The following is a 16,897-nucleotide window of genomic DNA, read 5'->3' as shown; positions in this document are numbered from 1 at the left end:
CGCGACTGACACCGCTCAGACACCGACCATGTGCCGCGTCGGCGATCGCCGGGCCTGCCGATCGCCCATGGCAAAATCAGCCGGGTGCAGATCGGGATACTTGGACCGTTCGAGGTTCGCACGGACGACGGCGTGCTGGCCGACGTGCCGGGCACCCGGCTGCGCGCGCTGTTGGCCGCCCTCGCCCTCGAAGGGGGCCACACGGTCGGAAAGGCCACGCTCATCGACTGGATCTGGGGTGAGCACCCGCCCTCCGACGCGGCGAATGCCTTGCAACGCTTGGCTTCCCGACTGCGGAAGGTGCTGCCGGACGGGTTGGTCGAGGGGCAGACGAACGGCTACCGGCTGGCGGTGGAACCCGACGCTGTCGACGCCGTGCGGTTCGAACGCCTCCTCGGCCAGACCCACAATGCCGAGGATCCACGTCGGCTGCCGCGGCTGCGCGAAGCCCTCGCATTGTGGCGCGGTGCGGCCATGCAGGACATCGGTTTGCAGGACAGTGCCGCGTTCGACGCGGCGGTCACCCGGCTCGAAGGGCTACGCCTGACGGCCATGGAGGACCGGTTCGATGCGGAGATCGGCCTCGGCCACGGTGCGGAGCTGGTCACGGAACTGACCGATTTGGTGGCCGCGCATCCGATGCGGGAACGGCTTGTCGCCGCGCTGATGCGTGCCCTCGTCGCGACCGGTCGCGACAACGAGGCGCTGCTCGTGTACCAGCGCACGAGAGAAGCCCTGGCCGACACGCTGGGCGTCGACCCCTCACCGGAACTGTCCGAATTGCACGTCGCGCTGCTGCGGGGCGAGTTGGGACGGCGGGAGGAAAACCACAAGACCAACTTGCGTGCCGAGCTGACCAGCTTCGTCGGCAAGGACGCCGATGTCGCCGCGGTCCGCGAACTCATCACCGAACATCGGCTCATCACCCTGATCGGGCCGGGCGGTGCGGGAAAGACCAGGCTGGCCACGGAAACCGCGCGCACCCTGCTCGGCGACCTGCCGGACGGGGCCTGGCTGGTCGAGCTCGCGGCCATCAGCGCCGACGGCGATACGGGGGGTGGGCCCACGGGGGGTGGGCCCGAAGGGCAGGGGGGCGGGACAAACACAGGGCAGGGGGGCGGGTGGAATATCGCGCAGGCGACGCTCGACGCGCTCAGACTGCGGGATGCGCTGCTCGGCGAGAAACCGGACGCGGGGCCGACGGATCGCGTCATCGCCGCGGTCCGTGAGCGGGAGATGTTGCTGATCCTGGACAACTGCGAGCACGTGATCGAGTCCGCGGCGACCTTCGCCCATCGGGTGCTCGGAAAGTGCCGGCGGCTGCGGATCCTCGCGACGAGCAGGGAACCCCTCGGCATCACCGGCGAGGCACTGTGGCCGGTCGCGCCGTTGGTCCTGCCCGCGGCGGAGGCCGGCCCCGGCGAGATCGAGTCCGCTCCGGCCGTCCGGCTGCTGCTGGACCGCGCAAGCGCGGTGCGCAAGGACATCCTGGGGGGCGGGAAGAACACAGGGCGGGAGGGCGGGAGGAACACAGCCGACGCCCACACCTGGTCGACCTTGGCGCGCGTCTGCCGGGCGCTGGACGGGATGCCGCTGGCGATCGAGCTCGCCGCGGCCCGGTTGCGCACCATGTCCCTCGATCAGCTCGCCAACCGGCTCGACGACCGGTTCCGCCTGCTCACCGGTGGCAGCCGTACCGCGCTGCCGCGGCACCGGACGCTGCGTGCGGTGATCGACTGGAGCTGGGAGCCGCTCGGCGACGCCGAACGGATGGTGCTGCGCAGGCTGTCGGTGTTCTCCGGTGGCGCGAGCCTGGAAGCGGCCGAGCGGGTCTGCACAAGCACGGGGGGTGGGGAAAACACAGGGCAGGGAAGCGGGAATGGCGCAGCGGTCCAGGCGTGGGAGGTGCTCGAACTGTTGACCGCGCTGACCGAGAAATCGCTGGTGGTCGCCGAGGGCGGCGAAGCGCCGCGCTACCGGATGCTCGGCACGATCAAGGAGTACGCCGAGCAGCGCCTCGCGGAGGCCGGGGAATCGGATCTGGCGCGCCGTGCGCATCTCGCGTACTTCACCGAACTGACCGAAGCCGCGGAGCCGCATCTGCGCCGCGCCGAGCAAGTGGAATGGCTGGCTGTGCTCGAAGCCGAGCACGACAACATCGCCGCCGCGATGCGCGGTGCGCTCGCGGCCGGCGATGCGCACGGGGCGATGCGGCTCGCGGGAGCCGCCGGCTGGTACTGGTTGCTCGGCGGGCACCGGGCCGAAGGCATCGAACTGGCCACCGCGGCCGCCGGCATGTCCGGCGAGGTCAGCGACGAGGTGCGGGCGACGGCGTGTGCGTTCGCCGCGTATTTCGTCACCTCCGGGCAGGCCGACGTGTACCAGGCGCAGGACTGGATCCATCAGGCATACGAACTCAGCCGGCGGGTGCGCAGCCATCACCCGGCGCTGGGGTTCGTCGCGCCGTTGGAACGCATGTTGCGGGAGCCGACCGACTTCCTGCCCGCGTACGAACCGCTGCTTCTCGACGACGATCCGTGGACGCGCGCGCAGGCACGGCTGACCCGGGGCCGGATGCGGATCATCCTCGGCCGCGACGCAGGCGACGCGGACGCGGACATCGAGACGGCGCTCGCCGAGTTCCGCGCGATCGGCGAGCGCTGGGGGATCTCCTTCGCGCTGACCACGCTGGCCGAACGGCTCGCGATGCGGGGAGAGTTCGACCGCGCGTGCCGCCACTACGAGCAGGCGGCCGAGGGCATCACCGAGGTCGGCGCGATCGAGGATGTGCTCCGGATCCGGGCACAGCAGGCGCAGGCGTACTGGCTGGCCGGCGACGCTTCTTCGAGCGCCTCCGCCATGGCCGAAGCACAGCGGTGCGCGGAACGGATCGTCTGGCCGGACGCGCTGGCCGCGCTGGCCCTGGCGAAGGCGGAGCTCGCGCGCTGGCAACGCGACCCGGACCAGGCGTACCACCAGCTCGCCCAGGCCAGAGCGGTGCTGGGGGACGACGAGCCGTACTTCCGGGGGGCGACGCATGACCTGCTCGGCTACCTTGCCGAGGATCTCGACGAGGCCCGCGAGTACCGCGCCATGGCGTTCCGCGCGGTGTCGGAGTCGGCGCATGCACCGATGATCGCGCGGGTACTCGTCGGGGTCGCGGATCTGGCGCTGCGTAACGAACAGTACGAGCAGTCAGCGCGGCTGCTCGCGGCCAGCGAAGCCGTGCGCGGGCTGCCGGATCGTTCCCAACCGGATGCGGCCCGGATCGAGCAGATCGCACGGCATCGCCTCGGTGACACGCGGTTCACCGAGGCGACGCAGGAGGGGGCGCGGGCGGACTGGCGTGAGCTGGTCGAAGTCACGCTCGCTTGTTGAACTTCCTCAGTGCCCACACGTAACCGAACACACCGATCCCGACGCACCAGGCGAGCGCGGCGATCGTGTGACCGGACGACGGTGTGCCGTCGAGCAATCCACGCACGGTCTCGATGATCGGCGTGAACGGCTGGTACTCCGCGAACTGCCGGATGCCCGGCCCCATCTTGTCGGCCGGAATGATCGCGCTGCTGAAAAACGGCAGCATGATCAGCGGCACGGCGAAGAACCCCGCTGATTCCGGTGTCTTCGCGGCCAGGCCGAACGCGATGGTCAGCCAGGTGACCGCGAAAACCGTCAGCACGAGGATCCCGGCCACGGCGAGCCATTGCGCGAAGGTCGCGGACGGGCTGAATCCCATCAGGAACGCGACACCGACGATGGCCGCCATGCCCACCACGGTGCGCAGCACGGTGGACACGACATGGCCGGTCAGCACCGCGCCCCGGGAGATGTTCATGACCCGGAACCGGTTGATGATCCCCTTCGTCATGTCGGAGTTCACCGCCGTCGCGGTGGCACCCATCCCGTAGCAGAGGGCCAGCATGATCATGCCCGGTGCCGCGTAGTCGATGTATTCGCCGCCGCCGACGTCGAAACCGCCACCGAGCACATACACGAGCATGAACATCATGACGATCGGGAACAGGACCGCGTTGAACAACACGACCGGATCCCGCATGGTGTGTTTGAAGTTGCGGCGCAACATGGTCGCCGAATCGGCCAGCGGTGCCGAAGTGGTACTCATTTGGCCAGGACCTCCGTGCTCGAGTGACCGGTGAGGGCAAGGAAAACGTCGTCGAGGTCCGGCGTGTGCACGGAGAACTCCTCGACCTCGATCGCGTACTCGTCGAGCCGGTCCAGCACGGACCGCACCGATTTCACGCCACCATCGCTGGGCACCCGAAGCACCACGCTCTCGTGATCCGGGGTGGCATCGGTCAGGACTCGCGCCGCCGCGTCCAACCGCGCCGCGTCGGCGAACCGTAACCGGACGTGGCTGCCGGGAACCTGCCGCTTGAGCTCGCCGGGGGTGCCCTCGGCGACCAGTTTGCCTCCGTCGAGCACCGCGACCCGGTCGGCGAGCTGATCGGCCTCCTCGAGGTACTGGGTGGTGAGGAAGATCGTCATTCCGTCGGCCACCAGTGCGCGGACGATGTCCCACACCGTCCGACGGCTGCGCGGGTCCAGCCCGGTCGTCGGCTCGTCCAGGAAGATGATCCGTGGCCTGCCGATGAGTGTCATCGCGAGATCCAGTTTGCGGCGCATGCCCCCGGAGTAGGTCGACGCCATCTTGCGTGCCGACTCCGCCAGATCGAACCGGTCCAGCAAGCCCTCGACGATCCGCTTGCTCTCGCGGCGTCCCAGGTGCTGCAGGTCCGCCATCAACCGCAGGTTCTCTTCCCCGGTCAGCAGATCGTCCACCGACGCGAACTGACCGGTGACGCCGATCGCCGCGCGTACCGCCTTGGTCTCGGACGCGATGTCATATCCGGCAACGCGTGCGGTCCCACCATCGGCCTTCAACAACGTGGTCAGTATGTTCACCGTGGTGGTCTTGCCGGCCCCGTTCGGACCGAGCAGGGAGAAAACCGTACCCGCACGGACATTAACATCGATGCCGTCGAGCACGATTTTGTCTTGGTATGCCTTCCGCAGCCCGGAAGCCATGATCGCCAAATCCGTCATGCGGCCACTGTCACCGGCCGCCCTGACACCGCCCTGCCCTCGACCTGACACAGCCCCTGACATGACCCCTGACACGGCATGGGCGACCTGCTGACGACCGCGGGAGCCGAAGTCTGCTGATGCTTCGACTCCCGCGGCTCTCGTCTATCGACTTCTTCCGTGGCATGGATTGTCTGTCAGGCGGCGTAGCCCTTCGGCTGGATCAGCGAGGCGAGGTGGTCGAGGCTCAGCCAGTAATCCTCGATCCCGCTGAACCGGGCCGGGTCGGAAATGTGCACCGTTCCGTCCGCCGAGTTGTAGCCGACGACCGCCACGTAGTGGTAGATCGTCTGGTTCGACGGGTAGCCAGGGGGCCGGTTGCTTGGCTTCGCGACGATGTTGGCCACCATCGCCTTGCCGGCGTCGACGTCGCGGATGGTGTCCGACCACAGTTGCTGCATCATGTCCGAAGTCAGCGAACGGCCGCCCCAGTCCCTTGTGACGTAGGAGATGCCGGTTCCCGCCAGCTCGCTGTTGAGCCCGGCGACGACCTGGCCGATGTAGTCCGTGCCGTCCACAGTGGTGCCGAGCTGAGCGGCGAGCGTGCGCTGGTCCGGCAGATCGTTGGTCATGCTGGACAGTGCGATGCGGGCCGCGGTGGGGCCGCACCAGTAATCGGTCCGCTGCGCCTGGTAAACGACGGGAAGAGACTTGGTAACCGGTTGGGGAGCTTGGGGAGCGACCTCTGGCTCGCTGGGTGCCGCCGGCATCTCCGGTGCCGCCGGTACCGGAGCCTGGGGCGCCGCCTGGGCGGCGGGTGGGGCGGGCTCCGGGTCCACGCCCGCGATCAGCGGATGAGCGACCGCGACGATCGCACCACTGATGACAACCGCCGAGAGGGCCTTTCCGGACACTGTGCGCGGCCAAACACGACCGTCCGAAGACGGGTAGAGCCTGCCGACGAGCGTGCGAACCACAGCCTCCGGCGTGCGACCGCCCCAGAACGGGAACAACCGCTCAACGAGCGCGCGGGCACCGGCCTCCGGCGAGTTACCACGCCAATACGGGCCGAGCCGGTCAACGAGTGCACGGGCCGCGGTTTGCAGCCTGCGACCGGCCGCATACAAATGGAGCCGGTCAGCCAGTACCCGGGCTACGGCCTGCAATCTGCGACCGGCCGAATACAAAGGGAGCCGGTCAGCCAGCACCTGGGCTACCGCCTGCAATCTGCGACCAACCGAATACAGATGAAGCCGGTCAACAAGTACCCGAGCGACGGTCTGCAGAGCGCGACCGACCGAATACAAATGGAAAACGAGCGCGCGAAGCACGGTCTTCGGAGTGTGACCGTCCAAATACGCGTGGAACCTGTCAATGAGTGCGCGGACCACAGCCTTCGGGGTGCGATCGCCCGCGTTGCGATGCTTAGGCACGTGCGCCTTTCGATGTCGGGGATGCTCCGGCCATCACCGTCGGGGTGCGGTTGGTCTCTCGGGGTGAGACCTCGTGGCCAGAGCGCTAGGCACTCCCGCGACCGTAACCAAGGCGTTATGAACACTTCAATGCGGCCTGCATCACCAGATCGAATCGACGGGCGACATTTGCACTAACAGATCCATGATCGACAGGGCCCATTCCCGCGACAGCAGAACCGAGATCGAATTCCCGCAATTCCCGCCGGTGAAGATCGATTAAAAGTGACCGTGACGTCCGACACACAAGAGCCGGGAGCCGGTCAAGGAAACCGATCATTTGGTTGCTGAAGGTGTGCGCGTGCACCAAAATCATGGCGGCAGATCTTACGAAAGAGTTCGCCCGGACGGTAAGTAATTCACCGGCCGGCAATCCCCGTTCGCAGTGCGAAGAGAACGAGTTGGACGCGATCCCTCCTGCCTGTCTTCGTCATGAGGTTGCCGACGTGGGCCCCGGGGAGATGCCGGAGTCGCCGGAGTCCACCGTGCGGATTGCGGCGACGAGTTGCTCGGGTGGGGTGTTCTTCAACACCGAACCCGGCGGCCCCCCCGGCGGTCAGCACGTACTCGTCGGCTTCGAAGGTGCTCAAGGATGATGATCTTCGTGGCGGTGCCGCCATCGACCAGGTGCTGCGTGGCGGCGAGCCCGTCGGTTCCCGGCATCTGGATGTCGAGGAGCAGCATGTCGGGCGCTTGCCGTACGTGCTGTCTGATGGCATCGGCGCCGTCGATGGCTTGCCACAGGACGCGCGTGTCCGGCTGGGCAGCCAGCATCATCGCGGCGCCGCCGGTGAACAACGGCTGGTCGTCGGCAAGCCAGTCGCTGTTGTCGATGCCGCTGAAGTCGTTCGCGGCACCGGTCGCGATCTGCCTGCTCGGCTGCGTCATCGGCTTCGCGACGGTCACCTCGGTCGCCTTACGACCGCTGAGCTACGCCCTCCCCAGGCCATCAACACGCGTGCGCTGAATCTCGGCTCGACGACGCTCGGGGGCTCCGGCGGACTGACCGTCACCGATGCGCTCCCGCTCATCCTTGCGGCACTGGGACTCGCCGCGGTTTTTGCGATGCTTACGCTCACCGCCATTGGAGCCGTGAAACTTCGCTGAGTCGATCAGGCCTGATCCCCGCACAGCAAAGCGCCGCGACGGTTGACACCGTCGCGGCGCTCCTTTGTGGACGTCAGGTCAGAACGCGCCGGCTCCGTTGGGGGTGCCGAGACCGGTCGGACCGTCGTATCCGGCGCGTGCGGTGCAGAGGTACGTTCCACCGCACGAGCCGTTGCTGCCGCTGGTCACGTCGTTGAGAGATGACGTGTGGGCGTAAGGAAGGTTCGCCCCGTTGACCGACGAGGTGTTGGTGAGCGCGTAAACGCTCGCGACGATCGGGGAGGACACGCTGGTTCCCCCGAACACCAACCAGCCGCTGAGGCCCTGGAACGCGGTGCTGTCGAAGACTGCGACACCAGTCGCCGGGTCGGCGACCGCGCTCACGTCGGCAACGGTTCGACGCGCGCAGCCGGTGTCGGTCTGCCACGACGGTTTCGCGACAAACGCGGAGCAACCGCTGCCCGCACCGCTCCACGCGGTTTCGGTCCAGCCACGGGTGTTCGACGCCGTGCGGAGGCTGGTGCCACCCACCGCGGTGACGAAACGCGACGCGGCGGGGAACTCGACGCCGAAGCCGGAGTCGCCGCTGCTGGCCGTGATCGCGACGCCCGGGTGGTTGAAGTAGGTGTTCTCATCGGTGGTTTCGCCAGAATACTCACCGCCGCCGTAGCTGTTGCTGACCACGTCGGCGCCCAGCCGCACCGCGGTGTTCACCGAGGTGCCGAGGTTGGCGATGGTGGCACTGGACGCCTCGACGAGCAGGATGTTGCAGTTCGGGCAGATCGCCGACGCCATGTCCAGGTCGAGCGAGATCTCCTGCGCCCAGCCCCCGTCCACGCGGGGCGGAGTCGTCCCGCCGGTCTGGTTCGACTTCGCAAAGCACGGCGTCGTGCTCGCGTTGATCGTCGACGGTGTGCAGGAGGCCAGCGCGGGTATGCCGAACTGCGACCGGTAGACGTTGACGTCGTTGAACGCGGTCGGGTCATCCATCGCATCCACGATGCCGATCGTCCGGCCGGCGCCCGCGCTCGCGGAGAGCGAGGCGAGGTTGTAGGCGGACCTCAGGTTGGCCGGGAACAGGCCGGACGGGGTGGCAGCGGCCGGACCAATGCCCTGCCCTTGGACGATATCCGTTCTGACCCACGCATTGCAGGCAGCGTAGCCGGCCGGAGCGGCCGCGCAGGACCGCTGGACGTGTGCTTGGCTTGCCGGCGCGGGTGCTTGGCTTGGCGGTGCGGGCGACGCTTCGGCGGCCATGGCGGTGGCCAAGGCCATCACCATTCCCGCCAGCAGGACAAGGACTTTGCGCACGAAAACCTCCAGGGGACGCAGGAATTCGGACCGGGGGATCCGGCGAGACCGACATTAAACGTTCGGGAAACGCAGGAATACCGGAGAAAGTCGGTTGTTTTTCCGCGAGAAAGCGCTATCACAACGACCGGCCGCCCGAAAAACAGGCGCATGTGAAGAATGTCCAGTAAAAAGTTCTGAACAAAACCAGCGGGATATTCGGATCTTAGGACGGAAGTTGATGTTCCGACCACACCGAGGACGCCCGGCGCGCGGCCGGCTGGTGCGAATTGGTGGACACCCGGCTGCTCCAGATGTGCCAGCGGACCCTCATCCGACTGGTTTCGCCGTGCCGGATTCCCTTGCCGGAAACCGAATCCGTCCGCGAGCAGCTCGACAGCCAGAAATCAGATGTTGCCATCATCGTGATGTTGCTAACATCGTGACCCTCGTTGCAGAGAGGAGCAGCAGTGGCGGTGCGGCATCTGTACGTGGTCAGGCACGGCGCGGCGGACGCATTCGGTGAGCTGACGGATGAGGGCCGGCAGCAGTCGGGGTTGTTGGCCGAGCGGCTCGCTGGTCTGCCGGTGGACGCGGTGTGGCACTCGCCCCTGCCTCGCGCGGCAGCGACCGCGGAAATCGTCGGTAAGCGCATCCCGGGAGCGACGGTGCAGGAGGCGGCCGAGTTGGTCGACAACGTGCCGCATGTGCCGGCCGACCCGCCGCCGGCGTGGCGGGGACTGTTCGACGGATACGACCCCACGGAAGCGGCGGAGGGCGCTCGGATCGCGACAGCCTTGCTGGGCCGGTTCGCCCGGCCCGCTGAGACCGAGACGCATGAGGTGCTGGTCACTCATGCGTATCCGGTTGCGTGGTTGGTGCGAGACGCGTTGGCCGCTCCGCCCGAACGGTGGCTGGGGCTCAGTTGCGGGAACACCGCGTTGACGGCGATCGACTACTACGACAGCGGTGCGCCGACAGTGTTGCTGTACAACGACATGGGGCACCTGCCGGACGATCTGCGGTGGACCGGTTTCGGGCCGGGTGTACGCCCCTGACCGGCGTCTGCCCGGCCGTTTCATCGCTTATCGCGGCAGGTTTCGCTGAAGTGCGGATCGGGCGGCGTCAAGTCGTTCAGCCGCGCCGCGACCGGTGCCGTGGTCTCCTGAAAGATCATCGGCCCACCCGAGTAATTGCTCCGTGTACTCGTCAGCGCCGCCGATGAGGAGCGGAGCACGACCGAGCACAACCTCGCCGCTGCTTCCGTCGATGGTGATCAACGTGCCCTCGTCCAGTGCGCGGCCGTTTATCGTGACGGCGGCGTTTGTGTCTTCGACAGTAAGCGTTACGAGGCCGACGACGGCGGGTTTGTTCATCGCTCGGGCGACGACCGCGGCATGGCTGGCCGGCCCGCCTCGCGCGGTGAGGATGCCTGCCGCGACGGCGAGGCCGTTCATATCGTTCGGCGAAGTTTCCGGACGCACCAGAATCACCGACCCATCGGACGACATCCGTATCGCGGCCTCGGTGGTCGTGGCGAGACGACCGGTGGCGACCCCAGGGCACGCGCCGATGGCTCGACCGAGCACGACGGTATCCGCGCTCGGATCGATGCGAGGCGTGCGCGCGTGATCGAGATTTCGCGGGGACACCCGAAGCACGGCCTCTTCGCGTGCGATCCGCCCCGCGCCGGCGAGGTCGACGGCGACGCGAACCGCGGCGGCGCCGGTGAAGCGGCCGGGCCGGACTTGGAGCAGCCACAGCTTTCCGGCCTCGAAGGTGAACTCGACATAGACCGCGTCGCGGTAGTGGGTTTCGGCGCGCTCCAGTGCATCCGCCAGCACCTTCCACACCTCCGGTTGCCGCGTGGCGAGGTCGTCCAACGGCAGGGTCGTGGACGTCCCCGCAACGACGTCCTCGCCCTGGTGTGCGAACAGGACTTCGCCGAACGCGGTCGGTTCGCCGGTGTTGGGGTTCCGGCTGAAGGCCACCCCGGTACCGCTGCGCTCGTTCCGGTTACCGAACACCATCACCTGGACGATCACCGCGGTGCCCAGATCGTGGTCGATGGCGTGGAGTTCCCGGTAGGTTCGTGCGCGCGGTGACCGCCAGGAAGCGAACACGGTCTCGACGGCCAGTTTCAATTGTTCCGCCGGGGTGTTCGGGATCGCGCCCCCATGAAGCTCTCGGAGGGCGTGCTCGAATCGCAGCCGTGATTCCAGCGCGAAGTGGGCCTCACCGGTCTCCGCCGCGAGTGCGGCGGTGTTCTCGGCGGTGAGGCCGAGATTGAGGATGGTGTCCATCATGCCCGGCATCGACACGCTTGCCCCGGACCGGACCGATACCGCCAGCGGCGGCCTACCGCCGAATCGCCGTCCGGTGGCCTTTTCCAGGACTGTCATGGCGGATTCCAGTTCGTCCCCGAGCCCCGCGGGGAGGTGACCGTCGCGCAGGAATGCCCGGCACGCTTCGGTGGTGACGACGAATCCGGCCGGAACCGGTAACCCGAGCCGGTGCAACTCGACCAGTCCGCGGGCTTTCGCACCAACGAGGTCGGCGGATTCCGCGATGTCGGCATCTAGGGGGCGAATCCATTTCATCGTGGAATCCCCAGCGTGGCCAGGAGATCTTCGTGCAGTTCGGCCCAGATCGTGTGATAGGAGGCGGTGAGGTCGGCGACATGGCCCAGTTCACCGGCGCGGGCGCGATCAAGGGCGAACGCGAGGCGAGCACGGTAGCGGCCGAAGCGCGGCAGCGCGGCCTCCAAGTCCGCGAGCACCGGCAGCGCACGTTGGTGCAGGTCGGCGAAGCGATCCAGAACGCGAGCGTCGTAGGCCGGGTCGCGGTGATCGTTCACGACCGCTTCACCGTCGACCGTGCGGAGCTGCCATGCCGTGCACAGGTCGAGCAGTTCGGGATTGAGCACCAGGAATCGGTCGAATGCCGCCACCACTGCCGGCCGCGCCCCGGCGCGCTCCAACTCGGCAGTGATGCGTTCGGCGTCGGCGGCACGGCCGGCTTCGGTCATGCCCCAGGCCTTGAGCCCCCCGGTGAGGCGGGTCGCGAGACCGTCGACGGCCAGATCGATCAGCTCGGATTCCACATTGGACTCGCTCAGCCCCGTGGCGGCGGCCAAGCGCGACAGCGCTGCATAGCCGCCGCACCGGAGCGCATGCAGCACCGACAGGTTGGGATCGGTGTGCTGGTCTGCGGGCTTCGTCATGACGCCGACTCCTGATCGACGTCGGCGGTCGCTGCCGCGTAGGCCGCGCCACGACCATCGGCGCGTGCGACGATGGCGCCACTGTGCACTCGCACGGCGACCTCGGTCTCGTCGTCGATGTCGCTCACGCCGACAGCCTCCGCGACGCGAGCGGTGTCATCGATCACCAGCCGGAGCCGCTCCCACGACTGCAACGGGAACACGCGCCGCAGGCAGGAGACCAGATCACTGACCCGCAGCCGCACGAGCCGGCCGGTCTCCGCCGGGTCGCTTGCGACCACGACGATCGTCACCTGCTCACCGGAACGGGCCGACCGTAGGGCCTCCTCGGCCGCGCCCACCCGACGGGGACCGAGCACGACCACCACGCCGTCCGTGCGCAGCTCGACCGAGTCGCCACTGATCTGATCGAAAAGGTCGCCCGGCGGGGTCCACGTCCTGCGGCATGGTGTGGCCGGCGCTACGTAGGGCAGGTGGGGCGGCGCCCAGGCATCTTCGAGGTCGAGGCTCGCCAGATGCGCGCACGCTCGAACCCGATCGAACGGGTCGCCGAAGCCCGGCGCGAGCTCGGCGAGCAGGCTCGAACCGCCCAACATCGTCAGGACCGACTCGGCCAACCGCACGCGCCGCGCACCGGCGTCCCCGGGTGTGCAGGATTCCAGCGCGACGGCCAGTAACAATGCCTCCAACCGTGCCGTCTGAGCGAGCACGGCCCGTCCGCGGTCGTCCTCGACGACGCCGACCAAAGAACGCAACTGCAGGCGCCCGCCCGCGGCATGGTCATCGACCAGCGGCAGTCGCTCCAGCCAGGTCCGGGCGAACGCCGCGAGCGCTTCACCCACCGAATCCACCTTCTGCACCTTCGGCGCGCCGCTGGCTGCAATCACCTGATCCATCAGCACGGCGAGGTAGAGCGCGCGCTTGCTCGGGAAGTTCGAGTAGACCGCACCCCGGGTCAGTTCCGCACGATCGGCGATCCGATCCACCTTCGCCGGGCCGTACCCGTACTCGATGAACTCTTGCCGTGCTGCCGCCAGCACCGCGGCACGCGTGCGCGCTTGCTGCTGCGCTCGGGTCAGTCGAACCATCACCGTTCCTTCTCTCGCCGACGCAACTAGGATACACACAACATTCCGATGTTCTAAACATCTGAAAGCTTCCGAGCCAAGCACACGACGCCAGCCGGGTGTTGTCCAGCTTGCCAAAGCATTGCGTATGTGCAACATTGAGCTCGTGGCCAGCAACACATCACCGCGTGGACGAAAACGAACGAGCCTGCACAACCGGCTCGCCGTGCTTCGCGCCGAGCGCGGAGTGTCTCGTGCCGAGCTGGCTACGGCCGTCGGCGTGAACTCGCAGACCATCGGCTTCCTCGAACGCGGTGACTACGGCCCGTCCGCGGAACTGGCACTGAGGATCGGCGAGTTTTTCCAGCTTCCCGTCGAGGCGGTGTTCTCCCTACGGCCTTTCTCGCCGATGTCGAGCCAGCTCTACCGACCCAACGAAACTGGAGGACAGCCATGACCCCGTCGGCCGGCACCAGCCGGAAAAGCCGCCTGCAGCACCATCGTCAGGTCCTGGCCGCGGCCAAGGACGCCACCCCGGAGGAACGCCGGGCGCTGCTGGAGACCGCTCGGCGGGAGACCCGGGACCGGCGGCTTGCCCGGCCCCTCCCCCGGTGGATGGCGACCCGCACGAGCCGGCGGACCCTCGCCGGCCTCGCCGCGATCCCGTTCGCCTGCGGCGCGGCCAGCGCTTATCTACCCGCCGAGTCACTGGTGACGTATGGGGTGCAGATGGTCGGCGCGATCGCCGTGCTGGCGGGCCTGGGCCTGCTGCGACGGGCGACCAAGGAGCTGAGCGAGATCCCCGACTCCGACCTTGACGAGCGGGAACTGGACGATCGGAACCAGGCGCTCAAGGGCGCCTACGTCGCTCTCTTAATTCTCCTCGGGACCGCCGTTGTGCTCACCATCGCCGATGGTCTCGTGCTCAGTACCGTCGATTGGAAGCCGCTGGTGTTCGGCACCTTCGGCAGCGCTGTCCTGCTGCCCTCAGCCGCCATAGCTTGGGATTACCGCGAACTCGACGACGAGGGCTGAAGACACCGCGCGACAACAGACCCACGACGCCCCGCCCTGGCGGCTGTTTTCGTTGTTCAGCCGATGTCCCGGTGGCGCAGCCCCAGCAGTCCCGAGGCGCCGAGCGCGACCGCGATCACCACCGGGATGATCAGCGAGTTCGTGGTGAGCGGTGCACCGAGCAGCACCCGGGGTACGTGGCTGAACGGTGAGAGGTCCAGCAGGGTTTTGTTCACCTGTCCGAATTCGAACGCCAGCTCCAGCGCCAGGAACACGCCGAGTACGAGCCACGACAAGGCCGTGGCGGCCTTGGGTAGCAGTCCGAGCAAGGCCAGCGCGATACCGGTCGTGATCCAGACCGCGGGGAGCCACACCAGCGCGGCGCCAAGCAATTTCGGCACCTCGCCGGAGACGTCGCCGACACTCGCACCGTAGGTGAGCCCGGAGGCCAGCCCGGTGGCCGCGAGCATCACCACGGACGCGGTCAGCGCGACCGTCAGGTGCGAGCCGGACCATCGGAACCGATTGGGTGCGGTGGCCAGCCCTAACTCGGCGAGTCCGTTGCCTTCTTCGGTGCGAAGGCGCAGCACGGTCATGATCGTGAAGGCGGTGACGGCCTGGGCCAGCACGAGAAACGTGAAGGAGAACAACGCATCCGCGCCCGAGAACAAGCCGGAAACCTGTTCGGCCGCGTCCCGGGCCGACCCGCCGAGTAGTGCTCCGATGGCGGCGCAGGACACCGTCCACGCGAGGACCGCGCCGCGGTGTGCCCGCCAAGCGAGTGCGAACATGCCCCGCAACGCGGGGGAGGCTGACGCCGGGCCGGGACGGGCCGAGAGAAGGCCTGCGCCGTTGTCGCGGCGCGTGGCGAGAACATAGGCGATGGCCGTTGCCGCTGCCGCAAATCCCGCGAAGAACAACAGAACCCACCACCGGTCACCGGTGTACGCGCGACTCAACCGTGCCCAGCCGAATGGCGACAGCCAGGACGTGAGGCCGTTGCCACTATCGCCGACGGCACGTAGCAGGAAGAGCATCGCGAGTGCGGCGAACGCGAGCCCGCGTGCCGTACCGGCGCCGGTGGTCACCTGGGCCGCGATGCCGGTGACCGCGGCGATCGCGATGCCGGTCCCGGCGGTGGACAGGCCGAGCACGAGGCCGCCGCCGAAAGGCAGACCGAGCCCGGTCAACGTGGTCGCCATCAGCGCCGCCGCGACGAGGTTCGTGCCCGCGACCACCGACAGCACGGCGGTCAGGCCGGCGTGCCTGCCGAGCACCGTCGAACCGAGCAACTCACGCCGCCCGGTTTCCTCCTCGACGCGGGTATGCCGGATCACCACGAGCAGGCTCGCCACGGTGGCGATCAGTGCCTCGGCCATCCCGGTGCCCCAGGCGGTGACCCCGCCCAGGCTGGGCTCGTAGATCAGACCGCGCATCGCGACCTCGGCCGGGTTGCCCAGCGCTCCCTCGGTGTAGCGACGCAGCTCGTCCGGCGTCTGGTACAGATTCGCCGCGCCCGCGGCCACCCCGTAGGGCACCGATACCGCTATCAGGATCCACAGCGGCAGGATCAAGCGATCCCGCCGGAGAATCAGCCGGATGACCGAACGGGTCCCGGTGAGTCCGTTCATGACGCCGCCCCATAGTGCTGGAGGAACAGCTTTTCGAGGGTCGGCGGATGAACGGAGAGCGCGCGGACGCCGAGTTTGGTCAACGCTCGCAACAGCTCGTCCAGCGCATCGTTGTCGACCTCGCAACGCACGTGCCGGCCTTGGATGTCGAGGTCGTGCACGCCGGGTATTTTCAGCAGTTCCCCCGGCGCGTCGGCCAGTTCGGTCGTGACCGACGTGCGGCCCAGGTGCCGTAGTTCGGCGAGGCTGCCGTCGTCGACGACCTGTCCCGCACGAACGATCGTGACTCGGTCGCAGAGCGCTTCGACCTCGGCGAGGATATGGCTGGAGAGCAGCACGGTGCGGCCGAGTCGGCGAGCCTGTGCCACCGCCTGCTGGAAAACCGCCTCCATCAACGGGTCGAGCCCGGAGGTCGGCTCGTCGAACACCAGCAGGTCCACTTCGGACGCCAGCGCCGCGACCAGCGCCACCTTCTGCCGGTTGCCCTTGGAGTAGGTGCGGGCTTTCTTCGTGGTGTCCAGCTCGAACTGCTCGATCAACTCGTCCCGGCGCCGCTCGTTCACCCCACCCCGCATCCGGCCGAGTACATCGATGATCTCGCCGCCGGAAAGATTCGGCCACAGCGTCACGTCGCCCGGCACGTAGGCCAGCCGCCGGTGCAGGTGCACCGCGTCTCGCCACGGGTCGCCCCCCAACAGACGCGCAGTGCCGGCGTCAGCCCGCAGCAGGCCGAGCACGATCCGCAAGGTGGTGGACTTTCCCGCGCCATTGGGGCCGAGGAAGCCATGAATATCACCGGTTCGCACCGACATCGTCAGGCCGTCGAGTGCACGCGTCCGGCCGAAGGACTTACGAATGTCCTGGAGCACCAATGCCTCGGTCACCGTCATTCCTTTCCGGTCCAACAGCGATCGAGGCTGGTTCGCGTGTGCCGGCGAAGAGACACGATTTCGGGCTGTCCGGCGCCGATCATGGCAGTTCGTTCGGGCTCGGTGACAGCAGTCGGATCGTCGTCCGAAGATCTCATAGGACCGTACTATACGTCTG

General features: G+C 67.8%; 15 protein-coding genes. 5 read left to right on the top strand and 10 right to left on the bottom strand.

Annotation, left to right across the window (positions count from 1 at the left end):
• The first annotated feature begins 84 nt into the window (after positions 1-84).
• On the top strand, positions 85-3,378 hold the full coding sequence (locus tag A3CU_RS0109085; RefSeq protein WP_027942018.1) for an ATP-binding protein: 3,294 nt from the start codon (positions 85-87) through the stop codon (positions 3,376-3,378).
• On the opposite strand, the gene A3CU_RS0109080 is transcribed toward A3CU_RS0109085, so the two are convergent.
• The 5 genes from A3CU_RS0109080 to A3CU_RS0109060 form a co-directional block, all read right to left on the bottom strand.
• Positions 3,362-4,126, bottom strand: a complete 765-nt coding sequence (locus A3CU_RS0109080; RefSeq protein WP_027942017.1) for an ABC transporter permease — start codon at positions 4,124-4,126, stop codon at positions 3,362-3,364. The two genes, A3CU_RS0109085 and A3CU_RS0109080, sit on opposite strands and share 17 nt — an antisense overlap.
• Positions 4,123-5,067: a daunorubicin resistance protein DrrA family ABC transporter ATP-binding protein gene (locus A3CU_RS0109075; RefSeq protein ID WP_027942016.1), complete on the bottom strand. Its 945-nt coding sequence runs from the start codon at positions 5,065-5,067 to the stop codon at positions 4,123-4,125. The genes A3CU_RS0109080 and A3CU_RS0109075 overlap by 4 nt, the downstream gene beginning before the upstream one ends.
• 176 nt (positions 5,068-5,243) lie before the next feature.
• Positions 5,244-6,212: a C39 family peptidase gene (locus A3CU_RS54385; RefSeq protein ID WP_156960296.1), complete on the bottom strand. Its 969-nt coding sequence runs from the start codon at positions 6,210-6,212 to the stop codon at positions 5,244-5,246.
• Between the two features lie 831 nt (positions 6,213-7,043).
• Positions 7,044-7,424 carry a response regulator transcription factor gene (locus A3CU_RS44055; RefSeq protein WP_027942015.1) on the bottom strand — a complete coding sequence of 127 codons (381 nt, stop codon included), beginning with the start codon at positions 7,422-7,424 and terminating at the stop codon, positions 7,044-7,046.
• A 279-nt stretch (positions 7,425-7,703) separates the two neighbouring features.
• Entirely contained in the window at positions 7,704-8,936 is a 1,233-nt protein-coding gene (locus tag A3CU_RS0109060; RefSeq protein WP_027942014.1) for a S53 family peptidase, read from the bottom strand.
• Between the two features lie 272 nt (positions 8,937-9,208).
• Between A3CU_RS0109060 and A3CU_RS52280 the strand changes: the two genes are divergently transcribed.
• Together A3CU_RS52280 and A3CU_RS0109050 are read left to right on the top strand one after the other, a co-directional pair.
• Positions 9,209-9,361: a hypothetical protein gene (locus A3CU_RS52280; protein WP_156960294.1), complete on the top strand. Its 153-nt coding sequence runs from the start codon at positions 9,209-9,211 to the stop codon at positions 9,359-9,361.
• 24 nt (positions 9,362-9,385) lie between these two features.
• On the top strand, positions 9,386-9,973 hold the full coding sequence (locus A3CU_RS0109050; RefSeq protein WP_027942013.1) for a histidine phosphatase family protein: 588 nt from the start codon (positions 9,386-9,388) through the stop codon (positions 9,971-9,973).
• A 27-nt stretch (positions 9,974-10,000) separates the two neighbouring features.
• On the opposite strand, the gene A3CU_RS0109045 is transcribed toward A3CU_RS0109050, so the two are convergent.
• From A3CU_RS0109045 to A3CU_RS0109035, 3 genes are read right to left on the bottom strand one after another with little or no spacing between them, the layout of a single operon-like run.
• Positions 10,001-11,515 (bottom strand): pyruvate, phosphate dikinase, encoded by a 1,515-nt coding sequence (locus A3CU_RS0109045; RefSeq protein WP_084143170.1) that lies wholly within the window; start codon positions 11,513-11,515, stop codon positions 10,001-10,003.
• A complete protein-coding gene (locus tag A3CU_RS0109040; RefSeq protein ID WP_027942011.1) occupies positions 11,512-12,138 on the bottom strand; it encodes a hypothetical protein in 627 nt (208 codons plus the stop codon). The genes A3CU_RS0109045 and A3CU_RS0109040 overlap by 4 nt, the downstream gene beginning before the upstream one ends.
• On the bottom strand, positions 12,135-13,226 hold the full coding sequence (locus A3CU_RS0109035; RefSeq protein ID WP_043840814.1) for a TetR/AcrR family transcriptional regulator: 1,092 nt from the start codon (positions 13,224-13,226) through the stop codon (positions 12,135-12,137). Before A3CU_RS0109035 ends, A3CU_RS0109040 begins: the two co-directional genes overlap by 4 nt.
• A gap of 145 nt (positions 13,227-13,371) precedes the next feature.
• Between A3CU_RS0109035 and A3CU_RS0109030 the strand changes: the two genes are divergently transcribed.
• Positions 13,372-13,662, top strand: coding sequence for a helix-turn-helix transcriptional regulator (locus A3CU_RS0109030; protein ID WP_245616955.1), 291 nt, complete (start codon positions 13,372-13,374; stop codon positions 13,660-13,662).
• Positions 13,659-14,240, top strand: coding sequence for a hypothetical protein (locus A3CU_RS0109025; RefSeq protein WP_027942008.1), 582 nt, complete (start codon positions 13,659-13,661; stop codon positions 14,238-14,240). Before A3CU_RS0109030 ends, A3CU_RS0109025 begins: the two co-directional genes overlap by 4 nt.
• Positions 14,241-14,296: 56 nt before the next feature.
• On the opposite strand, the gene A3CU_RS0109020 is transcribed toward A3CU_RS0109025, so the two are convergent.
• Together A3CU_RS0109020 and A3CU_RS0109015 are read right to left on the bottom strand one after the other, a co-directional pair.
• Positions 14,297-15,850, bottom strand: a complete 1,554-nt coding sequence (locus A3CU_RS0109020; RefSeq protein WP_027942007.1) for an ABC transporter permease — start codon at positions 15,848-15,850, stop codon at positions 14,297-14,299.
• Entirely contained in the window at positions 15,847-16,734 is an 888-nt protein-coding gene (locus tag A3CU_RS0109015) for an ABC transporter ATP-binding protein (protein WP_027942006.1), read from the bottom strand. The genes A3CU_RS0109020 and A3CU_RS0109015 overlap by 4 nt, the downstream gene beginning before the upstream one ends.
• Positions 16,735-16,897 lie beyond the last annotated feature (163 nt).

The sequence above is a fragment of the Amycolatopsis taiwanensis DSM 45107 genome (genome assembly GCF_000519205.1).
In the GTDB taxonomy this organism is placed as follows: Bacteria; Actinomycetota; Actinomycetes; order Mycobacteriales; family Pseudonocardiaceae; genus Amycolatopsis_E; species Amycolatopsis_E taiwanensis.
The sequence above is the reverse complement of the archived record's forward strand: the minus strand, read 5'-3'. Positions and strand labels throughout refer to the sequence as shown.